The organism is Rubritalea tangerina, assembly GCF_042683245.1.
GTDB lineage: Bacteria > Verrucomicrobiota > Verrucomicrobiia > Verrucomicrobiales > Akkermansiaceae > Rubritalea > Rubritalea tangerina.
On record NZ_JBHUJB010000033.1, the window covers coordinates 1 to 21,227 of the forward strand.

The 21,227-nt window shown below is 51.8% G+C and carries 21 protein-coding genes; 14 read left to right on the forward strand and 7 right to left on the reverse strand.

All coding sequences use genetic code 11. The annotated features are described in order from the left end of the window. The first annotated feature begins 121 nt into the window (after positions 1-121). The 7 genes from ACFSW8_RS07490 (at position 122) to ACFSW8_RS07520 (ending at position 5,777) form a co-directional block, all read left to right on the forward strand. Positions 122-886, forward strand: coding sequence for a DUF58 domain-containing protein (locus ACFSW8_RS07490; protein WP_465269591.1), 765 nt, complete (start codon positions 122-124; stop codon positions 884-886). A gap of 11 nt (positions 887-897) precedes the next feature. Further along, on the forward strand, positions 898-1,320 hold the full coding sequence (locus ACFSW8_RS07495) for a DUF4381 domain-containing protein (RefSeq protein WP_377088142.1): 423 nt from the start codon (positions 898-900) through the stop codon (positions 1,318-1,320). Then, positions 1,314-2,294, forward strand: coding sequence for a VWA domain-containing protein (locus tag ACFSW8_RS07500; protein WP_377088144.1), 981 nt, complete (start codon positions 1,314-1,316; stop codon positions 2,292-2,294). Before ACFSW8_RS07495 ends, ACFSW8_RS07500 begins: the two co-directional genes overlap by 7 nt. Further along, positions 2,287-3,192, forward strand: a complete 906-nt coding sequence (locus tag ACFSW8_RS07505) for a vWA domain-containing protein (protein ID WP_377088146.1) — start codon at positions 2,287-2,289, stop codon at positions 3,190-3,192. Before ACFSW8_RS07500 ends, ACFSW8_RS07505 begins: the two co-directional genes overlap by 8 nt. Positions 3,193-3,266: 74 nt before the next feature. Further along, positions 3,267-3,734 carry a tetratricopeptide repeat protein gene (locus ACFSW8_RS07510; protein ID WP_377177857.1) on the forward strand — a complete coding sequence of 156 codons (468 nt, stop codon included), beginning with the start codon at positions 3,267-3,269 and terminating at the stop codon, positions 3,732-3,734. A gap of 140 nt (positions 3,735-3,874) precedes the next feature. Further along, positions 3,875-5,092: a BatD family protein gene (locus tag ACFSW8_RS07515; protein WP_377177859.1), complete on the forward strand. Its 1,218-nt coding sequence runs from the start codon at positions 3,875-3,877 to the stop codon at positions 5,090-5,092. A gap of 100 nt (positions 5,093-5,192) precedes the next feature. After that, on the forward strand, positions 5,193-5,777 hold the full coding sequence (locus ACFSW8_RS07520; protein WP_377088155.1) for an NAD(P)H-dependent oxidoreductase: 585 nt from the start codon (positions 5,193-5,195) through the stop codon (positions 5,775-5,777). A 3-nt stretch (positions 5,778-5,780) separates the two neighbouring features. On the opposite strand, the gene ACFSW8_RS07525 is transcribed toward ACFSW8_RS07520, so the two are convergent. Beyond that, on the reverse strand, positions 5,781-6,341 hold the full coding sequence (locus ACFSW8_RS07525; RefSeq protein ID WP_377088156.1) for a DNA-3-methyladenine glycosylase I: 561 nt from the start codon (positions 6,339-6,341) through the stop codon (positions 5,781-5,783). 86 nt (positions 6,342-6,427) lie between these two features. Between ACFSW8_RS07525 and ACFSW8_RS07530 the strand changes: the two genes are divergently transcribed. The 7 genes from ACFSW8_RS07530 (at position 6,428) to ACFSW8_RS07560 (ending at position 12,606) form a co-directional block, all read left to right on the forward strand. Further along, a complete protein-coding gene (locus ACFSW8_RS07530; protein WP_377177861.1) occupies positions 6,428-7,312 on the forward strand; it encodes an NAD(P)-dependent oxidoreductase in 885 nt (294 codons plus the stop codon). Continuing rightward, on the forward strand, positions 7,312-8,028 hold the full coding sequence (locus tag ACFSW8_RS07535; protein WP_377088158.1) for an alpha/beta hydrolase family protein: 717 nt from the start codon (positions 7,312-7,314) through the stop codon (positions 8,026-8,028). The genes ACFSW8_RS07530 and ACFSW8_RS07535 overlap by 1 nt, the downstream gene beginning before the upstream one ends. Before the next feature lie 79 nt (positions 8,029-8,107). Continuing rightward, a complete protein-coding gene (locus ACFSW8_RS07540) occupies positions 8,108-8,782 on the forward strand; it encodes an ABC transporter ATP-binding protein (protein ID WP_377088160.1) in 675 nt (224 codons plus the stop codon). 26 nt (positions 8,783-8,808) lie between these two features. After that, entirely contained in the window at positions 8,809-10,092 is a 1,284-nt protein-coding gene (locus tag ACFSW8_RS07545) for an ABC transporter permease (RefSeq protein ID WP_377088161.1), read from the forward strand. Then, positions 10,089-10,781: a DUF3299 domain-containing protein gene (locus ACFSW8_RS07550; RefSeq protein WP_377177863.1), complete on the forward strand. Its 693-nt coding sequence runs from the start codon at positions 10,089-10,091 to the stop codon at positions 10,779-10,781. Before ACFSW8_RS07545 ends, ACFSW8_RS07550 begins: the two co-directional genes overlap by 4 nt. A 77-nt stretch (positions 10,782-10,858) precedes the next feature. Next, positions 10,859-11,233, forward strand: a complete 375-nt coding sequence (locus ACFSW8_RS07555; protein WP_377177865.1) for a hypothetical protein — start codon at positions 10,859-10,861, stop codon at positions 11,231-11,233. A gap of 206 nt (positions 11,234-11,439) precedes the next feature. After that, positions 11,440-12,606 carry a S16 family serine protease gene (locus tag ACFSW8_RS07560; RefSeq protein ID WP_377177867.1) on the forward strand — a complete coding sequence of 389 codons (1,167 nt, stop codon included), beginning with the start codon at positions 11,440-11,442 and terminating at the stop codon, positions 12,604-12,606. Here the strand turns inward: ACFSW8_RS07560 and ACFSW8_RS07565 are convergent. The 6 genes from ACFSW8_RS07565 to ACFSW8_RS07590 form a co-directional block, all read right to left on the reverse strand. Then, positions 12,603-14,057 carry a sulfatase family protein gene (locus ACFSW8_RS07565; RefSeq protein WP_377088172.1) on the reverse strand — a complete coding sequence of 485 codons (1,455 nt, stop codon included), beginning with the start codon at positions 14,055-14,057 and terminating at the stop codon, positions 12,603-12,605. The two genes, ACFSW8_RS07560 and ACFSW8_RS07565, sit on opposite strands and share 4 nt — an antisense overlap. 49 nt (positions 14,058-14,106) lie before the next feature. Further along, complete coding sequence (locus tag ACFSW8_RS07570) at positions 14,107-14,829, reverse strand: phosphatase PAP2 family protein (protein WP_377177869.1); 723 nt, start codon at positions 14,827-14,829, stop codon at positions 14,107-14,109. Continuing rightward, positions 14,826-17,333 carry a VWA domain-containing protein gene (locus ACFSW8_RS07575; RefSeq protein WP_377088175.1) on the reverse strand — a complete coding sequence of 836 codons (2,508 nt, stop codon included), beginning with the start codon at positions 17,331-17,333 and terminating at the stop codon, positions 14,826-14,828. The genes ACFSW8_RS07570 and ACFSW8_RS07575 overlap by 4 nt, the downstream gene beginning before the upstream one ends. A 12-nt stretch (positions 17,334-17,345) precedes the next feature. Then, positions 17,346-19,133, reverse strand: coding sequence for a VWA domain-containing protein (locus ACFSW8_RS07580; RefSeq protein ID WP_377088177.1), 1,788 nt, complete (start codon positions 19,131-19,133; stop codon positions 17,346-17,348). Continuing rightward, positions 19,130-20,014, reverse strand: a complete 885-nt coding sequence (locus tag ACFSW8_RS07585; protein WP_377088178.1) for a DUF58 domain-containing protein — start codon at positions 20,012-20,014, stop codon at positions 19,130-19,132. Before ACFSW8_RS07585 ends, ACFSW8_RS07580 begins: the two co-directional genes overlap by 4 nt. Positions 20,015-20,236: 222 nt before the next feature. Further along, positions 20,237-21,226, reverse strand: coding sequence for an AAA family ATPase (locus ACFSW8_RS07590; RefSeq protein WP_377088179.1), 990 nt, complete (start codon positions 21,224-21,226; stop codon positions 20,237-20,239). Position 21,227 lies beyond the last annotated feature (1 nt).

Below are 21,227 nucleotides of genomic sequence, written 5' to 3' on the forward strand. Positions count from 1 at the left end.
ATGGATCGAAGAAGTCGTAAGTCGCTGATGGATAAACTACAGCTCCTTAAGTGAACGCGCATGGGTACTGGCTGGGCGCTATGCATCGAGGCTGCGGGGTCGGGGGCTGAATTTTGAGGAACTGAGGAAGTATTTGATTGGGGATGACGTGCGTATGATTGACTGGAAAGTGACAGCGCGCACGCGCTCGCCCTATGTGAGGGTGTACACTGAAGAGAAGGATCGTTCTGTCATAGTGGTGTGTGATCAAAGGATGAACATGTTTTGGGGGACGAGGGAGAGGTTAAAGTCTGTGACTGCGGCGCATGCGACAGCACTGGCGGCTTGGCGAGCGAATGCCGTGGGGGATAGGATTGGTGCGGTGGTATTCAATGATGGTGAGATACGCGTGGTGAAGCCGCAGCGGAGTCAAAAGGGAGTGATGGCTGTGCTGGATACTGTGGTTCATTTCAATGCTCAACTGAACGTGGAATCTGAGGAAGAACAGTCACCGGGGAGCTTGAATGAGGCTTTAAAGAAGGCCTTACAGGTGGCGACTCATGACATGTTAGTGGTGATTGTGAGTGATTTTTTTGGGGTGGATAAGACGACGGAGAAGTTAGTAGCCAAGATGGCACAACACAATGATGTCATTGGTTTGTTAGTCACTGACCCAGTGCGGGAGAATCCACAGAGCAAGAGGGTAACGGCGAGTGACGGGAAATTGCAGGTTGAGTTGCCATTTGATAAGGCGTCGATACGAGAAAAAGTGCGTGAGAGTTATCGGAATGAGCGTGAGAGCATCACGCATTTCATGCGCAAGCTATCCGCACCGCTATTAGAAATAAGTAATGAGGGAGATGTGGTGGAACAGGTGAGGAAGCACCTTGGGGTGCCTGCTCGATAGATGGGATTCACATGGAATGGATGATGGCTACAGCGAATGATTTGAGTGAATTGCGGGACATCTCCATGCCGGAGGTTCCTGGAATATTGCCTCTGGCACCTGGGGCGATTGTTTTGCTAGCTATTGCAGCTTGGATTCTTCTTTGTGTGGGGTGGGCTGTCTACCTCAGTTACCGGGCTAAGGCGTACAGGAGAGCAGGGGTGGATTTATTAGGTGAAGCGGTGACCGTGAGGGATGTGTCGGTGGTGTTGAAGAGGGTGGCGATGGTGAGTTATGGAAGGGAGAGAGTGGCTTCTCTCTACGGTGAGGAGTGGGTGGATTTTTTGAGAGAAGGAGGAGCAGAGATGCCTGAAATAGCTAGATGTGAGGATAGTGATGCGGAGGCTCGGCTAAGAGGAGAGGCCGAGAAATGGATTAAGAAGCACAGATGTTAAGTTTTCTCCATCCGTGGTTTTTTGTATTGCTGGTGGTTCCAGTTGTTTTACGTCGTTTGTTACCGGCATATAAGGAAACGCGTCAGGCGGTGCGTGTGCCATGGTTTCAGCGTGTGAGCACACTGGTTGGCGGGACCCCTGCGGAGGGTGCTGTTGTCTCAGAGGTCTCATGGTGGCAGCTTATTGTGCGTTACGGATTATGGATCTTGTTGGTGGCTGCTTTAGCCCGACCTCAGTGGGTGGAGCCAGCGATTTCACGAGTCACACCAACGCGAGACTTACTACTGTTAGTTGATCTTTCGGGATCGATGGAAACTGAGGACTTCACGAATAAGAAGGGTGATAGAGTGGATAGGCTGACTGCTGTAAAAGAAGTGTTAGATGATTTCTTAACACGTCGAGATGGTGATCGGGTGGGCTTAGTTGTATTTGGCAATGCGGCATTTGTGCAGGTTCCATTCACGCAGGATTTGAAGGTGTGTCGTCGTTTACTGGATGAGACGGCGACGCGGATGGCAGGTCCACGCACGGCATTTGGTGATGCGATTGGGTTGGGCATCACGATGTTTGAGCAGAGTGGCAATAAGGACAAACTGATGATTGGGCTGACTGATGGCAATGACACTGGCAGTCAGGTGCCACCGGCTGAGGCTGCGGGTATAGCGAGTGATAAGGGAATTGTGATTCATGTGGTGGGAGTTGGAGATCCGACGGCTTCGGGAGAAGAAAAGTTAGATGAGGAGGCGCTACATGCGGTAGCCGAGAACACGGGCGGGAGATATTTTCATGCTGATGACCGGGAGGGTTTAGAGGGGATTTATGCTGAGATTGATAGGATGGGGACGCGAGAGGTGGAGTCTGAGTCGTATCGGCCGAGGCGTGATTTGTTTCATTGGCCATTGGCTGGATTTTTGTTGGTAAGTCTGTTTGGGCAATTTTTGGAGTGGCGAAGAAAGGGGGGATGGGATGGCTGACTTTCATTTCATACGTCCATGGTTTTTGTTAGCGATCGTTCCTGTGGCAATTGTGTTGTATGGGATGTTTCGCCAGCGTGGGGGGAAGAATGCGTGGGAGGGGGTGATGGATGCGCATTTGTTTAAGCACTTGGAAGTAGGGAAAGGTGGTGGCCAGCGTTGGCGTCCGATTCATGTATTATCGGTTGTGTGGGTGTTGAGTGTGATCGGTTTGGCGGGGCCAACATGGCAGAAGCAAGGGTCGCCATTTGCGGAGGAGCAGGCGGGAGTTGTGGTGGTGATGAAGTTGAGTGGATCTATGGAGGCGACGGATGTGCAGCCGTCGAGGTTGGAGCGCGCGAAGTTCAAGATGCGGGATTTGATAGAGGCGAGGGCTGGAGCGAGCCATGCATTGATCGTGTATAGTGGGAGTGCTCACTTGGTGATGCCATTGACGAAGGATGGAAAGATTCTCAACAGCATGGCAGAAGGTCTTAGTCCGGCGGTGATGCCGACGGAAGGAGATGCTTTGGTAGAGGCCTTGAAGCAAGCGGAGGTTCTATTGAGGGAGGCTGGGGTGCCCGGATCTGTGATGGTGATGGCAGATGCTGTGGACCCATCACAGGTGGCTGAATTGGCGGAGGTGGACAAGGCATTGCCAGTAGAATTTTGGGCGATTCAGCCGGCACGGTCACCCGTGGATAAAGGGTTAGAAGAGGCAGCTAGGTCGAGGGGAGCGGATGTGCAAGTGATGACTGATGGTAGGGAGGATGTGGAGATCATGAGCAAGGTGGCGAGAAGTGCTTTGTTATCAGTGGAGGGGAATGACGGCAGCGAAATCTGGCAGGATGCGGGGTATCTGTGTTTGCCTGTGATTGTGTTACTTTCTGGATTTTGGATAAGAAGGGGGTGGCAGTAGTGAGAGATATTAGGAAAAAGGAAAAAGGGAGGCGTGTGCTAGTCACAGCATTATGCGGAGTGCTTGCAATCATATTGCTTCATCTATTTTTTGGTGGAGGTTTTGCGTTGAGAACTGCTGATCAAAAGGCGTACGCGGCGTTTCACGGTGGCGAGTATGTTAGAGCGGCTGAGGGCTTTGCTGACCCAATGTGGCGAGGGGTTGCATATTTTAAAGCGGGAGATTTTAAGCAAGCAGCCAAGGTATTCTCGGGAATAAGAACGGCTGAGGGGCACTATAATCATGGCAACGCCTTGATGATGTTAGGGAAGTATGATGGGGCGATAGGATCGTATGATAATGCAATAAGTATGGGGGCGGGTGAGGATGCGAAGGTGAATAGAGCGATCGCTGAGGCGAGAAAGAAGGCACTCGATTTTGATGGAGGGAATATGACTGACGGGAAGATTGGCTCCGATGGAATCACTTTTGAGCAAGGCAATAACGATCCATCTGAGGATGCGGGAGAAGAGGTGGTCGAGGGAGGTGGTCGAGGGAGGTAAGCTGAGCGACGCTGAGATGCGCGAGGTGTGGTTGCGCAAGGTGCAGACAAAGCCCGCTGATTTTTTAAAGGTAAAATTTATGTATCAAGATGCGCGAAAGGGGGGAGAGGGTGATGAGTAGGTGGTTCGTGGTGTTGTGCATGCCGCTGGGACTTCATGCGGGTGATGATGTGATTGTTCGGGCGAGTGTGCAGCCAGAGGAGGCGTGGCAAGGGCAGAGAGTGCAGCTGACTGTGGTCGTGTTAGGTAAGGACTCTTGGGCGCAAATACCTAACATGCCGGCACTCAAGGTTGGTGGAGCTTATGTATTGCCTCCGGAAAGCCAGGGTGTGCGTGCGCAAGAGCAGATTGATGGTGTGTCGTACACGGGGCAGAGGTATGAGTTATCGGTCTACCCACAAGTGGGTGGGGAAATTGTGATTCCTGAGACTTCTTTGCAGGTTTCACTGAGTTCCTTTGGCAGTGGGTCTGCGGCGCAAGAGAAGCAGGAGAAGTTACCTGAAATTAGGTTTCGCAGCAAGGTGCCACCAGGGGCTGAGGGAGTCGATTGGCTGGTGAGTACGACAGATTTTAAGGCGGAGCAGACGTGGTCGAGTGAGGCGAAAGCATTGAAGGTGGGGGAGTCACTGAAGCGTACGATTCGGATATCGGCGAGTGATGTGTCGGGGATGGCATTTAAGCCCATTGAGTACCCTGCGATTGAGGGGCTGGGGGTGTATCCGGCTGAGGCGGTAGTGAGGGATAAGCGTGACCGGGGGACCTTGAGTGGGGAGCGCCAAGAGGAAGTGACGTACATTTTTGAAGGTGCGGGTGAGGTGGTGATTCCTGATATCGAGTTGGTTTGGTGGAACGTGCAGGAGCAGAAGTTAGAGAGTGTGCCATTGGCAGGGCGGAAGGTGACAGTGAGTGGAGGTAGTCCGGTGGGTTATCGCGAGGCTGAGGAGAGCGGGGTAAGTGGTAGAGGTGGGTGGTGGCTATTGGCTTTGGTGGGTGTCATCCTAGGAATGGGGGTGTGGAGAAGAGAGTGGATTTCGGCATGGTTAGAGGAGAGGAAAGTAGAGCGTGAGCAGAGCGAGAAAGCTTATTTTAAGCGTTTTGAGCAGGCGTCTAGATCGGGCGATGTTGCTGCGACTCAGAGGGCAGTGATGGCTTGGCTGGATCGAGTCTCTGACGGTAGCCAGGTAGCGCGACTTGATGTGTTTCTGAAGAGGTATGGAGATGGGGGGAGAGATGTGACGCAGCTCTGGGGGCACACTGAGGAATTGTATGCAGTGGTGTCTGAGGCGAGGAAGGTATGGGCGTCTCAGCGCCATCGCAGGGAGCGTGCGGAGAGGTTATTGCCACCGTTGAATAGTTGAGTAGGGATTTGTGATAGATTCGTGTGGGGGAGTTGACGGGGATTGAATGCATTGTGTAGTGTGTTTGGTGCGGAATGAATCCGTCAAAGATTGAGAAGCTATGAAGAACATATTGATTATCAACGCGCATCACGCATCGTCATTTTCGCCAGGGAAGTTAAATGGGACATTAGTGGAGTGCGCGCACAAGCAGCTTAGTGAGAAGGGGTATCAGACTCAGGTGGTGAAGGTAGATGATGGTTGGGATGCTGAGCAGGAAGTGGAAAAGCACCAATGGGCGGATGTGATCATTGTGCAGTCTCCCGTGAACTGGATGGGGGTGCCCTGGCCATTTAAGAAGTACATGGATGAGGTCTACACGGTGGGGATGATGGGGCAGTTATGTAATGGCGATGGGCGGAGTCACGAGGCGCCGAAGAAGAATTATGGTGGGGGAGGGACATTGAGTGGGAAGCGGTATATGCTTTCACTGACATTCAATGCACCGGAAGAAGCGTTCAATGACCCCGATGAGTATTTGTTTCAGGGTAAGAGTGTGGACGACCTGTGGTTTCCGATGCACATGAATTTCCGCTTTTTCGGCATGGAGGGCTTACCGACGTTTTCTTGTCACGATGTGATGAAGAACCCTGAGGTTGAGAGTGACTTGGAGCGGTATGCGCGGCACTTAGCAGCTCATTTGTAGAAGCTAAGTTGGGTTTCTGATAAAGCAATCTGTGGTGTGGTCGTCGATCATGCCGATGGACTGCATGTATGCGTAGATGATGGTGGGGCCGACAAAGTTGAAGCCTCGTTTTTTTAGGTCCTTGCTGATGGATTCAGCGAGGGGGGTGGATGCGGGGACCTCACTGAGGTTTTTCCAGTGGTTGATAATGGGTGTATGGTTGACCCAGCTCCAGAAGTAGTGGTTGAGTGAGCCGACTTCATCGATGAGTTGGATGGCGGCGCGTGCATTTCTTCGGGCGGAGAGGACTTTGAGTCTATTGCGGATGATCGAGGGGTCGAGCAGGATGGTTTCGAGCTGTTGATCGGTCATGGCGGCGACTTTGGTAATTTCGAAGTGGTGGAAGAGTTTGCGGTAGGCGGGTCGTTTTTTGAGCACGGTGATCCAGGAGAGTCCAGCCTGCGCACCTTCTAGAATGAGCATTTCAAAGAGCCTTTGGTCGTCGTGTAAGGGGGCACCCCATTCGGTATCGTGGTAGTCGACATAAATGGGGTCATCAGAGCACCAAGCGCAGCGGGTTTTCATATGCTGATTGTGTAGTCAGACGAGGGAAGTGAGAAGTTCATTTCTCGTGATCTTTACATTAGTGCTGGCTATGCTTTATTCGCGCTATGAAACCAAAGATAGGATTTGTTGGAGTTGGCCGCATGGGAGCGAACATGGCGCGGCATTTGAAGGATGAAGGGTATGATGTGGCAGTGGTCTATGATGTTTTCAGCGAAGCAGCTGAGGAGCTTGCCAAGGAATTAGGGGCACAGTGCGCGAGCAACTTACCTTCCGTCACAGCGGCAGCGGATGTGGTTATTACGGTGGTAACGGATGACTCAGCGATGCGTGACATTTTTAAGATTCAAGGAGACACCTTGCTAGCGAATGCTGAGGGAACGATATTTATCAACTGTGCGACTCTGAGTCCGGAAGTCCATGAGGAAGTGGCTCAGGCAGCAGAGGCAGTGGGAGCGAAGGCGCTGGAGGCAGCGATGGCATCTAGCATCACTCAGGCTCGCAATGGGACGTTGTATTTGATGGTTGGAGGTGAAGAAGCTGACTTTGAAGAGCAGAGGGAGTTGTTGGAGACTCTTTCTACGGCCTTACGTCACGTGGGACCGATAGGTTCAGCGGCAAAGGTAAAGGCGTTGGTGAATATGGTGATGAATATCAACACAGCGGCACTTGCTGAAGGTTTAGGTCTGGGTGATGCCTTGGGGTTAGATCTCACGATGTTGCGGGATATTTTTGCTCAGACGGGTGCTAACTCACGGGTTTTGGAGACGGATGCTGAAGACATGCAGATTCGCGACCACGAATGTTATTTCTCTGCGGCTCATGCAGCAAAGGACAGTGGGATCGCGAATGATCTGGCGAAGCAAGTGGGAGTGGCTGTGCCGCTATCGGAGGCGACTGAAGCTCAGTATCAAAAGATGGTGGGGCAAGGTCTTGGTGAATTGGACAAGTCTGGCATTGCGGAATTAACTTTCAAAGGAAGGGGAGCGTAATGGAGATTCGCAATCGCTTGGGTGAGAAGATTGATCATGCCTTTCATGAGACTGGCAGGGATGATGTGCTGGTGGTTTTAGGGCATGGAGTTACTGGGGATAAGGATCGGGATTTAATTGTCGAGCTTACCGATCGGTTGGTGGCGGCTGGCTGGCCGTGTTTACGGATTTCGTACTCTGGTTGCGGGGCATCTGAGGGGAGTTTTGAGGAGATGTGTATCAGCAAGGAAGTGGATGATTTACATGCTGTGTTAGACCAAGTGAAGGGCAGCAAGAGCATTGCGTATATCGGTCACTCGATGGGTGGAGCAGTTGGAGCATTAGCGGCAGCAAAGGATGACCGGATCAAGGTATTGGTATCTTTGGCGGGGATGGTGCACACGAAGACATTTTGCGAGACGGAATTTGGTGATCAGGTACCTGGAGAAGGGTGCATGTGGGAGGATGAGACGCATCCACTCAGCCAGCGCTATGTGGATGATTTGACACAGATTGGGAACACGCTGACAGCGGCAAGGGATGTGCGTAGTCCGTGGTTATTGATTCATGGTGATCAAGATGATGTGGTTTTGCCTAAGGATAGTGAAGACCTGTATCTCACGTTGCGAGGGAAGAAAGAGCATGTTGTGTTAGATGGAGCGGATCATTGTTTTGAAGGCGATTATGATCGGGTGGCGCAAGCTGTAATTCCTTGGCTTGAAAAGCATTTGAAGTGATAGGGACGGGGATGTGGCAAAATTGGCTGGGGCATGAAATTTCTGGCCAAATGAAGGTATCTGGGTAGCGTTTGATAGCATGGAACCAGATGGTTGGGCAATTGAGCTAAAGGACATTCGCTTTGCGTGGGAGCGCGAGGTGGTGCTGGAGCTTGACGCATTTGAGGTGGCGCGGGGTGAGAAGGTTTTTGTGGGGGGGCCTAGTGGGTGTGGTAAGAGCTCGTTGTTGAGTCTGTTATCTGGGGTGGCGGCCCCTCAATCCGGTGAGGTGAAGATGCTGGGGCGCGAGATTGGCAAGATGGGTGCTGCGGGAAGGGATCGATTTAGGGCGGACCATGTGGGGTATATTTTTCAGATCTTCAATTTGGTGCCTTTTTTGTCGGTTGAGGAGAATGTGACATTGCCATTGCGGTATTCAAAGCGGAGGGCTAGTCGTGTGGATCAGCCAAAAGCTGAGGCGCAACGTTTGTTAGATCACCTCGGCATGGGGGAGTTTTTGGGTAGGCAAGTGACTGATCTAAGTGTTGGCCAGCAACAACGAGTAGCGGCGGCTAGGGCTTTGATTGGTCGGCCTGAGATTATTTTAGCGGACGAGCCGACTTCGGCATTAGACCGCGAGAGTGGAGAGGGATTTATTGAATTGATGTTCCAGGAATGTGAGCAAGCTGGGATCAGCATCGTATTTGTGAGCCATGATGCTGGGTTATCTTCTCGGTTTGATAGGGCGATTCAATTGGAGAGGAGGGGGGGGTGAGTCCGTATACTTTATCGATAAAGAGCATGCGGCACCGTTTGGGTTCTGTGTTGATCACAGTGATGTCGTTAGCTTTAGGAGTGGCTTTGTTGTTAGGTGTGGAGCGGATGCGCAGTGAGGCGCGCTACGGGTTCACGAACACGATTTCAGGCACTGATTTGATTGTGGGGGCGCGTTCGGGGTCGGTCTCCTTGTTACTGAGTTCGGTATTTCACATTGGCAATGTGACGGACAATGTGAGTTGGGAGACATTCAAGAAGATTGAGAGAAACCCGAAGGTTGCGTGGACGATACCACTATCATTGGGTGACACGCATAGGGGCTATACGGTTTTAGGGACGAGTGATGCCTACTTTGAGCATTACCAGTATGCACAGAAGCGTTCGTTAGGGATTGCGGAAGGTGAGAGGATGAAGGGCACGTATGATGCGGTACTTGGGGCAGAAGTGGCACGCAGCCTAGGTTATGGTTTAGGTCAGGAGATTATTTTGGCGCATGGGAGTGGTGCGATTAGTTTTGTGGAGCATAGCGAGGATCCATTTACTGTGGTGGGGATCTTGGAGCCTACTGGCACGCCTGTAGATCAGACTGTGCATGTTTTGTTAGAAGGTTATGAGGCAATCCACAAAAACTTTCACAGTGGGGAGGGGCATGTGCACCATGAGGGTTGTAAGCATCCGAGTCACAAGAAATCGGCATCGAGTTTGGATGCGTTTGATGCGCTTTTGGAGGGTGGTGTGGAGGAAGATCTGACACCGACGGAGATTACGGCATTTTTGGTAGGGATGAAGTCACGAGCGGATGCGGTGATGTTACAGCGAGCGATCAACGTGCATGAGGGTGAGGCGTTGACGGCGGTTCTTCCTGGGGTGGCTTTGATGGAGTTATGGCAGGTGGTAGGAGTTGTGGAGAAGGTGTTAATGGTTATTTCGATTTTAGTTTTGGCGGTATCCTTGGCATCGATGTTTGGGGCCTTGATGATGAGCATCAAGGAGCGCAGGCGTGAGGTGGCGATTTTACGTTCGGTGGGTGCACGGCCGAGGCATATTTTGAGTTTGGTGATAGGAGAAGCGGCGGTGGTGACATTGGCATCTTTGCTTGTGGGCTTGGTTTTTTTTTATGGGGCGATGTTCTTGGCCCGTCCGGTGATTCAGGAGCGAGTGGGGCTATGGATTGAGGTGAGTGCGCCGACATCGATTGAATGGATGATGATGGGGGTGATCTTTTGTGCTGGTGTGATGACGGCGCTTCTTCCAGCATGGATGGGTTATCGCAAGTCACTTGCGGATGGATTGACTATCAAATTATGAAACGCGCGCATTTTCTATCAGCCATTGTTGGTGTAGGGTTCTTTGTTGGTTCGGCTTTTGCGGAGGAGGCGAGGAAGATTGAGTGGGATGGGATGAAAGCGACGTATGAGTTTGATGATCCGTTTGTGGATTTGACGAGTGAGCAACTGATGAACTTATCGATGGTGGCGCGCGTTCGGATGCTTGAGGAGCGAGCGAAGGAGACGGGTAAGCCAGTGAGTGAGGAAATGCTAAAGGAGAAGCGTGCCTCAGAGAAGCTGCTGAAAGATCAGAAGGTCGACATTGATGGTTTGCTGGCGAAGCGTGATGAGATTCGGGAGCAACGTAAGAAGCGTGCGAATATGGGGGTGGAGGAACTGGATGGGAAGTTGGTGAGTTTACCAGGTTTTGTGTTGCCGTTGGAGTTTGACGGTAAGAAGGTCAAAGAGTTTTTATTGGTTCCGTGGGTGGGGGCATGCATTCACACGCCACCACCACCGCCGAATCAGATTGTGCACGTTATTGTGGCGGAGCCATTTGCGACGAAGGGGACCTTTGAGGCGGTGACCATTACGGGAAAGATGCAACTCAAGAAGCAAGTGCGTGAGCTTTTCTTAGTGGATGGGACGGCAGATATTAATATGAGTTATGCGATGGAGTCGGCGGCAGTGGAGAAGTATGAGGCGCCAGGTGGAGGAGAAAAAAAATAGGATTTTTTTCTGAGTGATTGAATAAAGGCGGGTGGGGTGCCGTCGAAGTAAGCGAACTAAAGAAAAGAGATTCGCTTATGAAAACATTATTTTATCCCGTATTTGTATTTGCCTTGGCGGCATTTTTTGCACCTCAGGCATTGGAGGCGCGCAGTTGTTCGAGTCACAGCAGCTACACCTATGTGAGTGGGTACACCAGTTGTGGATGTCCGATATACACGAAGCGTGTGGTTCGCTATTACGACTGTCATGGGCATCCGGTGTACGGGTATTACCGCCAGCCTGTCACGCACCGCTGTAAGCGCAGTCACGGCCATCATCATCATGCGCGTCAGGTGAGAGACTGTAAGACATATCGCTACAATCACGCTTCATTGAAGAGTTACAAGCCACGCTATAGTAGCAGCTGTGGCAGCAGAAGCAGTTATCGCTATAGCTATGTCAGGCGTTAGAGCCAATGGTGGCACGGCATAGTGCCGAGTCAGAGAAGTTCTCATTAAAAATGGATTTTGCTTCAAGGTGTGTACGTGAAGTAAAAGGGGGAGCCTTGGGAGGGGCTTCCCCTTATTTTTTGAGTAAAGGTCGGGTGGTGGGTGACACGGCTGAAGTGGCTTTGGTATTGCTATGGCGGGATTATTTTGGCATTTGGTGAGGTCCTATGTTCAAAGCTGGTTGTGTACTTTCTTTCTCTTTATTGCTGATGATTGGTGGTCAGATGGTGGGATCTGCGGCGGAAGTGGGGAGGAAGCAGACGGGGGTTAAGGGCTTATTGGTGATGGATTTGGGGAATGGTGAGTATGCAGGTACCGCTTCTCAAATGAATGCGACTGTTATTAAGAAACCGAGTTTGGAGAGTTTAGAGGTAGCCTTTAACCAAGATGTGGGTGAGCTGATGTCGAAGGCGACAAAGGAGGTGGTGAAATTCATCAATGTACGCCATGACGAGGTGCCTGTGGGGTACCGGGTAGAGTTTGCCTTTGCCGACCAGTACTCACCGAAGGATGGTCCATCGGCGGCAGTGGCGACAGCATTAATGTTAGAGTCAATTATCACGGGAGTGGAGTTGGCGGACGACTTTGCAGTGACGGGCGACATGAATGCTACTGGGGCCGTGCGTCCGGTGGGAGGGGTGATGTCTAAGGTGCGAGGGGCATCAAAGAAGTGTAAGGTGGTAGCGATTCCTGAGGCGAATGTATCTGCGATTCGGGACGCGTATATCATTGAGGGGCCGAGTTATTTGTCGGCAATTCAGATTTTTTCTATCAAGAATTTTGATCAAGCGTATGCATTGGCGGGTGAGCGTGGGCTTGAGACTGAGAAGGCGATTGCTGATTTTTCTGCGGTGCAGAAGGCACTCCGGAAGAACCCAAAGTATGTATACAATGGGAAGGTCAAGGCGAAGCTCAAAGAGGTGTTAGATGTGATGCCAAATCATGTGTCGGCGAAGTTATTACTGCAACATGGGATGAAGCAGGGGCCGAAGAAGTTATCCTTGAGTGGTTCGATTGTGGCGATTGATTCGGCAGCGGTAGATTTTTCAAAGATGTTGAAGAATCAGCAGTTTGTTGAGAGTGGGGGGAGTGGCGATGTGTTGTTTAGTTTGATCAGTGACTTGAGGAAGCTGAAGCACAAGGTGGATCCACGCACGCGTGAGTATTGTGACAGTTACATTGATTTAGCTGAGCATGTGAAGTTGGTGCGAGGAAAGAAGGTTTGGACGCCGCAGAATGAGCGGGAGTTGCGAGCTGCGATTAGGGAGATGACGTCAGCTCGTGATGAATTGCTGAAGGATCGAGCAGTGCGTGAGGAACTGATGGAAGACTAGTTCTGTGGGGGGGATTTGATTTGGCGTAGGACTTCGGCTTTTAGTTGTTGGATTTGTTTGGCGCGTTTTTTTTGTTGGGTGTAGCCGTATTGTTGGAAGTATTGGGAAATGGCTGGGGGGTCATGGCGTTGGCCAAGGTCTTTGGATTGTAGCATCCATTGCTTGAGTTGATTTTGTAGGGCAATGGCGTGGGATTGGTAGTTTGGGTGTGTGGCGAGGTTGTGCATTTCATTTGGGTCCTTATTGAGGTCGTAGAGTTCCTGAATGGGGAGTGGTGTGAGGAGTTGAGATTGGGGGTGGGTGAGTTGATGTTTCTCAGCGAGGGGTGGGAGGAGGTGGTAGAGCGGGTGTGTGGCTCTTCGGTAGTAGGTGCTGGAGTCACGGATATTCCCAGCTGGTTTAAAGTGTTGGATCCATTTGAAATCATGGGTGCGTATGGCGCGGCTGCAGGTATTGATATTGCCAACGCGATCGATGGCTGTGATGAGAAAGGAGCGCGGTGGTGAGCCATCGAGAAAGCGGCGTCCTTGGATCCATGTTGGCAAGGGTGTGTTAGTCCAAGAGAGGGTTTCAGCTACGAGGTCGATGCTGCTGATGAGGTTTCTGTTAGTGGTGGCTGGTTGGTAGTGAGGGGCTTTGTGTTGATAGGCTTTGGGGATATGGATGATGAGTGGGATGTGGGTACCTGAGTCGTAGAGCCAATTTTTAGCGCGGAGCATGGGTCGGCCGTGGTCGGAGAGGAAGACGACGATGGTGGACTCGAGCAAGTTTTGTTGTTTGAGCTCGGCGAGGACTTTGCCGACGATGGTGTCGGTTTTGAGGATTTCTGTGAGGTATCCTGACCAATCGTGCTGGGTGACGGGGTGGTTAGGGTAGTAGGGTGGGATGTTCAGTTTCGAGGAATTAACATTGGAGGAGACATGTTTGAAGGGGCGGTGGCTTTCTGAGATGTGGAGTTGGCCGAAGAAGGGAGGTTTGGATGTGAGAGTTTTCCAGCTGTGGGTGTTCCATGGGTTTTTAGAGCATTTGAAGAGCCAATCATCTTTACCAGTACCGGCGCCGAAAGCGGCTTTGATATTGCCGGTGGTGTAACCTTGTTGTTGGAGCAGGAGGGGGAGTGGGAGGACTGCGCTTGGGAGCACGGGCTTCAGAGGTTCGCTGTAGCGCATGTGGTGGGCACCCAGTGAGGTCTGATAGACTCCTGTGGCGAGTGCAGTGCGGCTTGGTGAGCAGGCGGGGGCGGTGACATGGACGTTATCGAAGCGCGTGCCACGGTGTGCTAGGGTGTCTAGGTTTGGGGTGTGGATAGCTTGATTACCGTAGCATGAGAGGTCGGGGGACATGTCTTCGGCAATGATCCAGAGGATATTGGGCTTCGGGCTGGCATGGCCGAAGGAGTGAAGGAGGAGGCTGAGCAGAAAGCTGGAGAGAGGATATAGGTAGCGCTTCATATACTATGATGAAGTGCCAGAGCTGGGGGGATTGGACAAAAAAGTGGGTTTACCACTCGCTTTGGGCGTGAGCGATAAGTGTTTTAAAGTCTGGATTTTGCAGCCATTCTTTTACCAAGGACTGGGCGAGAGTGAATCCAGCTTGTGAGTCTGAGGCATAATGGACGCCGGCTATTTCTCTATTATGGGCGATAGATTTGGCAGATTTCACGAGTGCGTTTTTTTGCTGTGGTTGGAGTTCAGCGAGCAGCAAAGCGAAGGTCATCGCCTGGGTGGCATGGCCTGATGGGTAGGCTGGATGTTTGGGGTTTGGTATAGAAGTACGGAGGGAGGTTTCTAGGTAGGATGGGCGGACTCGGTTGAAGTGTGCTTTGAAGTAGAAGACGACCTTTGCGAGTTCTAGGTTCGCGTTGTGCAGGAGTTGGTATGTATGCGGTTTCTCTAACTTGGCTGCAGGGCTGAGTGGGAAGTAGTTGAGGTATTGGTGGCCTGAGGGTTTGATCTCCTGTTTGATCTGTTTGGTATCCGCGGGGGTACGCAATGTCTGAAGTTTGAGCAGATTGTTGAGCTCCTTACGGGTTTCGGAGCTTGTGTTAGACGGGGGTGGAGTAGGGAGGAATCGGGTTTGCCAGTTTGGGTTAAGAAAGCGGGGATTTTCTTTGGAGGCTTGGAGGTACTTCGGGTTCCAATTTTGGGTATTTGAGAACACGAGGTTTTCGCTCGCGGAGAGTGAGGTAGCGAGAGTGAGAGTGAAGAAAAATGAACGGATCATAGTCTGCGGAAAACGAGTCCTGCTAGGAAGAGTGAGAATGCCAAGTAGATGAAGAGCCATGAGGCATTAGAATAGCTGGTGGCAGGAGCTGAGGTTTCGAAGATGGTGTTTACAGATGGGGATGGTAGTGCGGTGATGAATGGATCAGTGATGTTAGTGAGTTTGTATTCTTTGGGGTATGAGCGTTGCCAGTTGATAGTTTTGGTAAGTTCGGCGAGTTTATCGTGGAGGCGGATGTTGAGGGTTTGGGCATCATCGATTGGGAGGGTACCTGAGTAATTGCCGAGGCCAGTTTGGGTGAGAGTGAAGGGGACGGGGTTACCATCTTGATTGGTGACTTTGAGGTCCCAGGGGACGAGTTCGACACTATCACCTTTTGGGTCACGTCGTTTGGCAGTAATGGTGAGTTGGTCGCCGGATTGGGTGAGGGTAGCGGAGAGGCCTGCGGATTCTTCTTTTCTGGCGATACTTCTAAGTGTTTGGGCCCAGAAGGGGGCACCTGTGGCGGAGCTGAGCCATTCACCGCCCCATTTTTCTGTGAGGTCTGAAGTGTAAGCGGCACCGATGCCGAGACCGTAGCGGGAGATGGCGAGGAGTGGGTCACCAGTTTCAGCTGCTAGGAGGACTTGGGCTGTGGGTTTCGGGCGTGTCATGACGTAGCCAAGGACGAATGGGAGTTCACTTTTTTCGTAGCCATTGAGGAGGGGGTGGTCGCCGACGATGATGGAATTAAATAGGTCTTCTTTGATCGATGAGCGTGAAGCTTTCATCGTTTCTTTTGTGAAGATTTGCGGCATTTTTTCTGGGTCATTGGTTTCGTAGTAACGGCCCATACCTTCGGCGGCAATTCGCTGCATAAGGTCTTTGGCGGCTCCACTTCCGAGAGCGACAGTAGAGACGGTCATTTGCTCATTTGCCATTTCTTGGGTGAGAGTTTGGAAGTCTGCTTCTTGGGTTTGGCCATCTGAGAGGATGATCATGTGCTTAATTTTAGCAGTGGCTTCTTGGAGGATGGCTCTACCTTCTAACATCGCAGGATAGAGATTGGTACCACCTGAGGCGGCGAGTGAGCTAATGGCATTGGTGATGCTGGCCTGGTCTGAGGCTGAGGTGAGTGGGCAGACGAGCTGAGGTGCGCCGTCGAAGCCGAGGACGGCGATTTGGTCATTGGGGCTGAGAAGTTCAGCGGCTGCGATGGCGGAGGCGCGCGCCATGGCGATGGGGGTACCGCTCATGGAGCCACTTTTATCGATGACAAGCACCATCGCGAGGCTGGGCTTTTGCTTTTCTTTTTCGTAGCGGGATGTGAGTGGCAGAACATCTTCGACGGGTGATTTAAAGTAGCCGCCGAGTCCGTAGGAATTTTCAGATCCTAACATGAGTAGTCCACCGCCAAAGTCAGTGACATACCGACTGATGTTATGCATCTGCTCGGTGCTCATTGAGGTGGCGGAAACGTTGGCAAGGATGAGACCATCATAGGAGAGGAGCTCGTTGAAGTTATTAGGTATTCCATATTCACCGCGCAGCTCGAGGGTGATGCCTTGTTTTTTCATAGCGCGGGCGAGTGGGCGCATTTGTTTTTCATCTTCGTGAATGACGAGGAAGCGTGGGAGCCCTTTGACTTTGATGGTGGTATTTGCGGAATTATTTGAGGTGAAGTGATCTTGCTTTGGGATAATTTCGAGGGCCCATTGGCTGGCGCCGGCGGTGTGCATTTCGGTATCGAAGTGGACTTCGGTTTCGGAGTCGGCAGGGAGGTTGACCTTTTCTTTTGCGACGACAATGCCGCGGTGAAGGAGTCTGGCTTCTACGGCTTGTTCGACATTGGAGATCAGTTTCGCGGTGAGTCGAAGCATTTCACCTTGGTAGGCGAATTGGGTTGAGGGTTCGAGCGAGACGACAGCAACTTCTGGATCTTGGAGTGGGGAGAGTGGGTGAAAGACGACGTCGATATTTTCTTTTTTAAGGATGTTGAGTGCGGATTCACTGAGGTCTTCGGTATTTCTGGCGTCACTCATGAGGACGAGCCGCTTTGCCTTATCGGTAGGGAACACGGTGCGCATGGCCTTGAGGGCATTCGCGATGGGAGTGGATGCGCGGAAGTTACTTTCGGAGGTGCCAGCGATGGCTTGTTCTACGAATGCGTCAAGTTGTTCAGCGTTTTGTTTACGGACTTTTGATCCGAACAAGAAGATTTCAGAGCTATCGTTAGAGCTTTTATTTTTGTTAGATTGTTGGATCCAAGAGCTTGCTTCTTTGAGGGATTGTGGGTCGATGGACTGTGAGGCATCGACGAGGTAGACGACGTGGAGGTCATCGATATCTTGTTTGATATGAGGTCTGCAGAGGGCGATGACGAGGGCGACGAACCCGAGGGCTCGGAGGGCGAGGCTGAGGTTTTTTTTCCAGCTTACTTGATCGACGAGTGAGCGTCTCCAAAACCAGAGGAGGGGGATGAGGAGCAGTAGGAGGAAGAGTGATGTGGTGTTACCAAAGGTCATGAGATATTGTGTCTAACCGACTTTACGGCGGTGGTATAAAGCTTCTTCAGTGATGGCGAAAAGGGCGGCGGCAAGGACGAGCCACCAGGCGATGGGCCACCCGCTGGAGGGTTGGGATTGTTCTGGGGTGGTGGAGGCTTGGGGTTGAATGCCTGACTCTGAGGCGGAGAGGACAGCTGAGCCAGTGTGCCAATCTTGGTTGCTGGTAGTATAGGAATAGCCTCCGAGTTTATTGAGAGCGTGGGTGGCTGGGACATTGTTGCTCACGACGTCGGTGCTGTGGCTTCCGTGGAATGTTTGTTGGATGTGGCTAGAGTTAGTGGGGACAGTGACGCTGGCACCATTTTTGACAACGGAGGGGAGTTCTTGTTCGCGGCCGGCGAGGTAGCGAGCGGCATTATGGACCATGATGGGGAACCAGGGTGAGAGGTAGAAATTATCGAGGGAGGGCTGGAAGTTTGCCACGACGACTTTCTTATCCTCGTGTTGGTGTTCGTAGAGCAATGGGGTGCCATTGAGTTCTCTGAGAATCACCACGGCGTTGTCCGGAGCATCCATTTTGACGGCACCTGCGAAGTGCATGTTGTCGAGGTTGAGGTGTTTGGTGAGTGGGTGGTCTTTGACGAGCTCATCGACGACGACGTGTTCGAGCATTTCACCAGTGATATCCCAGTGTGGGGAGTCAGCGCTGGGTGCGAAAACGAGGCTGGATGGTGCCTGTTGGTGTAGTGAGCCTTGTCCGACGTGGACTTGAGCGGAGCCGTTATCGAGCACCTCGAGGAGGTTTTCCGCGTCGCTGAATGCTTGGATGCAGCGTGCATAGAAGTAGTTATTTTGGGAGTCGAGAGAGATCCCGATTGCTTTTGAGTGGTTGAGTCCGAGGATTGCTTGGTTATCCTCGAGGAAGCTGTCTTGGTGACTGACATCGAGTTGCCAGAGTCCCGGTTCGGCATCATCGATTTCGACGACTTCGCTGAGGGAATTGTTTGCAGGGATGGTGACGGTAATGAGTTTCGCGATTCTACCCGATGCTTTATGGCTAAGTTCTAATTCAACGTCGGTGTCTTCTGGGTGGGTGGACTGGAGGGTGAAGAAGAGTTTGGCACGCTGGTCATTGAGTGGTGCAATATCGGCTGCAGTGATACCAACATTGGGAGGGGTGGACTGGGTAAGCGTGATGAGCTCGACTTGAGACGGGAGCTGCTCAGCGTGAGCTGCGTTATCGGTGACGAAGAGGACGCGGCAGTGAGCGGGGGAGGCTTCAGAGTGTTCTAACAACGACAATTCATGTAAAGCACGTGGGTCGAAGGGGAGGCTGCTGGCTTCGAGGGTGTGGAGTGCTTCGAGGAGTGCGTTGGGGTTATTAGTGAGGTTGCAGTGGTAGTGGAGTTGGGAGTCGGCAGTCGCGAGCGCGACTCGCGATCCACCCTCGACTGATTTGAGCCAGCTGGTGATGGTATCTCGGGCGGCATCAAAGCGGTTTGATCCTTCATTGGTTCCGCGCATGGAGACGGAGCTATCGAGAATGATGAGGAGGTCTTGGGATTCTTTTTTATCACCGAGTTGGGGGTTCGTTAGAGAGAATGCTGCGAGCGTGAAGGCGATGGCCATGAGGAGGAGTGACCAAAGGTTGCGCATTTTTTTGAACCAGAAGTGCGAAGATTTTTCCTCGAGGACTTTTTGCCAAAGGAAGAGGGCATTGGTGACTCGCTTGCGTGGTTTCGTCTTCATGAAGTAGACGGCCACGAGTGGGAGGATGGCGAGGAGGCTCCAGAGGTAAGCTGGGTTTAAGAGGTTCATGCGACGAGTCCTCCTTTACGTAGTAGGCCTTGGATGACGACATCGAAGTCGTCTTCGGTGGTGATTGAGGTGAGGCCAATGGCCTTTTTTCGGCAATAGGATTTGAGGGAATCGTTCCAATCTGCCATGGCTTTTTTATACGCTGCGGCCTCGGCTTCGGTGATAGTGACTTTTTGGGTGGTACCTGTTTCGCTGCATACGAGGTTGGCGTCACCGAGCCATTGGCATTCGAGGTCAGCAGGGTCGTGGATTTGGAGGCAGTAGATGTCGTGTCCGGCGCCTTGGAGGATACGGAGGCCGTCATCAAAGCCGTGAGGGAAGAGGAAGTCAGAGATGACGATGACGATACCGCGCTTTCGGTGGCGCGCCTGGAGTGCTTTACAGCATTGTTTAAAGCGTGTGTCGTTGCCTGTGCTCTTGGTGTTTTCAAGTGCACGGAGGAATGGCAGTGTTTTTCCTCTGCCGCGTGAAGGTTGGAGGATATGTTCGAGCTTATCTGATAGGCTGTATGTGACGAGTCGGTCTAGGCTATTGAGGGCGATGTAACCTAGGCTGGCTGCGAGCCTTTTGGCTGCATCTAGTTTCGAGTGCATGGAGGGGCTGCAATCTAACATCACGTAGACTGTAGTATCTTCTTCGACCTCGAAGAGTTTCACTAACAACTGTTCGATACGCGCATAGACTTTCCAGTCGATGGCACGGTAGTCGTCACCGAGTTGGTACTCGGAGTAGTCAGCGAAGTCGATTCCTGAGCCTTTGCGTTCGGTTCGGCGGTCAGCTTGGAGGTTGCCTTTGAGAATACGCTGTGCGAGCAGGTAGAGGGCGTCTAGCTGGCTGATAAACTTGGGATCAGTTAGCGATGGATGTTTGGAGTCAGCCATATGTTGGGTGAAGTTATACCATCTCTCGATTCGGAATAGACGAATGGAGTGTGGTTCAGTCTTGTGAAGTTTGCGCTACGCGATTTTAGAGTATATTGGATAAGCTATTGTAATATCATCGTTGTCATTCAGTTGTCCCGCGCGTGTGGGACTCCTTCATTCCGCATTGATGTTCAGTAAGCTCATTCCGACCATTCATCCATTCCGTCTCACTCAATGGTATTAGACGAGGCTTGGCTGTTTAGAGCTGACTTGCTCAACGATTTCGTCGATGAGTTGGTCTGTTTTGATACCTTCGGCTTCCCCCTCGAAAGAGAGGATCATGCGGTGGCGCAGTGCTTGACGGGCGACAGATTTGACATCTTCTTCAGCGACATGGAAGCGACCATCGAGAAGAGCCTTAGCGCGAGCGGCAGAGAGCATGGCTTGTCCGGCACGAGGCGAGGCGCCGTTGCGGACGAATTGTTTGACGCTCTTGGGTGAGTTTTCGTCTTCTGGATGGGTGGCGCGTACGAGTCTGACGAGGAAGGACTGTACTTCTGGAGCGACGGGTACTTCGCGCAGTGTGTTACCCATGCGGATGACATCTTCACCGGAAGCGACGGCTTCTACTTCGGGGACTGATTTTCCACCGGTACGATTGAGGATTTCGAAGAATTCGTCGTGAGTTGGGAGTGCGACTTCTAATTTAAAGAAGAAGCGGTCGAGCTGGGCTTCAGGAAGTGGGTAGGTGCCATCATTTTCGATTGGGTTTTGGGTAGCCATTACGAAGAATGGGAGTGGCAGTTTGTGCGTGATATTAGCCACAGTGGCAGTTTTTTCCTGCATGGTTTCTAACAATGCAGACTGAGTTTTTGGGGTGGCACGGTTGATTTCGTCAGCGAGCAAGAGGTTACAGAAGATGGGTCCAGGTTGGAACTCGAGCTCACGGCGGTCACCTTTATCGACGAGGACTTGGGTGCCGACAACATCACTAGGTAGGAGGTCGGGAGTGAACTGGATACGTTTAAAGTCGACCGAGAGTGCTTTTGATAGGGCGTTTACGAGAGAGGTTTTACCGACTCCGGGCACGCCTTCTAACAACACGTGTCCACCGCAGCAGATACTGATCATGACATCTTCGATGATTTCGTTTTGTCCGACGATGAAGCGTGAGACTTCGTCTTTAACTTTGGTGAATGTTTCTTTGAAGTGGGTGACGTCGTTTTCCATA

Bases quoted from the DNA above. Each gene is read 5' to 3' on its own strand.
- ACFSW8_RS07495 (WP_377088142.1), top strand. From the start codon at position 898: ATGGAATGGATGATGGCTACAGCGAATGATTTGAGTGAATTGCGGGAC.
- ACFSW8_RS07500 (WP_377088144.1), top strand. From the start codon at position 1,314: ATGTTAAGTTTTCTCCATCCGTGGTTTTTTGTATTGCTGGTGGTTCCA.
- ACFSW8_RS07505 (WP_377088146.1), top strand. From the start codon at position 2,287: ATGGCTGACTTTCATTTCATACGTCCATGGTTTTTGTTAGCGATCGTT.
- ACFSW8_RS07515 (WP_377177859.1), top strand. From the start codon at position 3,875: ATGCCGCTGGGACTTCATGCGGGTGATGATGTGATTGTTCGGGCGAGT.
- ACFSW8_RS07520 (WP_377088155.1), top strand. From the start codon at position 5,193: ATGAAGAACATATTGATTATCAACGCGCATCACGCATCGTCATTTTCG.
- ACFSW8_RS07525 (WP_377088156.1), bottom strand. From the start codon at position 6,341: ATGAAAACCCGCTGCGCTTGGTGCTCTGATGACCCCATTTATGTCGAC.
- ACFSW8_RS07530 (WP_377177861.1), top strand. From the start codon at position 6,428: ATGAAACCAAAGATAGGATTTGTTGGAGTTGGCCGCATGGGAGCGAAC.
- ACFSW8_RS07535 (WP_377088158.1), top strand. From the start codon at position 7,312: ATGGAGATTCGCAATCGCTTGGGTGAGAAGATTGATCATGCCTTTCAT.
- ACFSW8_RS07540 (WP_377088160.1), top strand. From the start codon at position 8,108: ATGGAACCAGATGGTTGGGCAATTGAGCTAAAGGACATTCGCTTTGCG.
- ACFSW8_RS07545 (WP_377088161.1), top strand. From the start codon at position 8,809: ATGCGGCACCGTTTGGGTTCTGTGTTGATCACAGTGATGTCGTTAGCT.
- ACFSW8_RS07550 (WP_377177863.1), top strand. From the start codon at position 10,089: ATGAAACGCGCGCATTTTCTATCAGCCATTGTTGGTGTAGGGTTCTTT.
- ACFSW8_RS07555 (WP_377177865.1), top strand. From the start codon at position 10,859: ATGAAAACATTATTTTATCCCGTATTTGTATTTGCCTTGGCGGCATTT.
- ACFSW8_RS07560 (WP_377177867.1), top strand. From the start codon at position 11,440: ATGTTCAAAGCTGGTTGTGTACTTTCTTTCTCTTTATTGCTGATGATT.
- ACFSW8_RS07565 (WP_377088172.1), bottom strand. From the start codon at position 14,057: ATGAAGCGCTACCTATATCCTCTCTCCAGCTTTCTGCTCAGCCTCCTC.
- ACFSW8_RS07570 (WP_377177869.1), bottom strand. From the start codon at position 14,829: ATGATCCGTTCATTTTTCTTCACTCTCACTCTCGCTACCTCACTCTCC.
- ACFSW8_RS07575 (WP_377088175.1), bottom strand. From the start codon at position 17,333: ATGACCTTTGGTAACACCACATCACTCTTCCTCCTACTGCTCCTCATC.
- ACFSW8_RS07580 (WP_377088177.1), bottom strand. From the start codon at position 19,133: ATGAACCTCTTAAACCCAGCTTACCTCTGGAGCCTCCTCGCCATCCTC.
- ACFSW8_RS07585 (WP_377088178.1), bottom strand. From the start codon at position 20,014: ATGGCTGACTCCAAACATCCATCGCTAACTGATCCCAAGTTTATCAGC.
- ACFSW8_RS07590 (WP_377088179.1), bottom strand. From the start codon at position 21,226: ATGGAAAACGACGTCACCCACTTCAAAGAAACATTCACCAAAGTTAAA.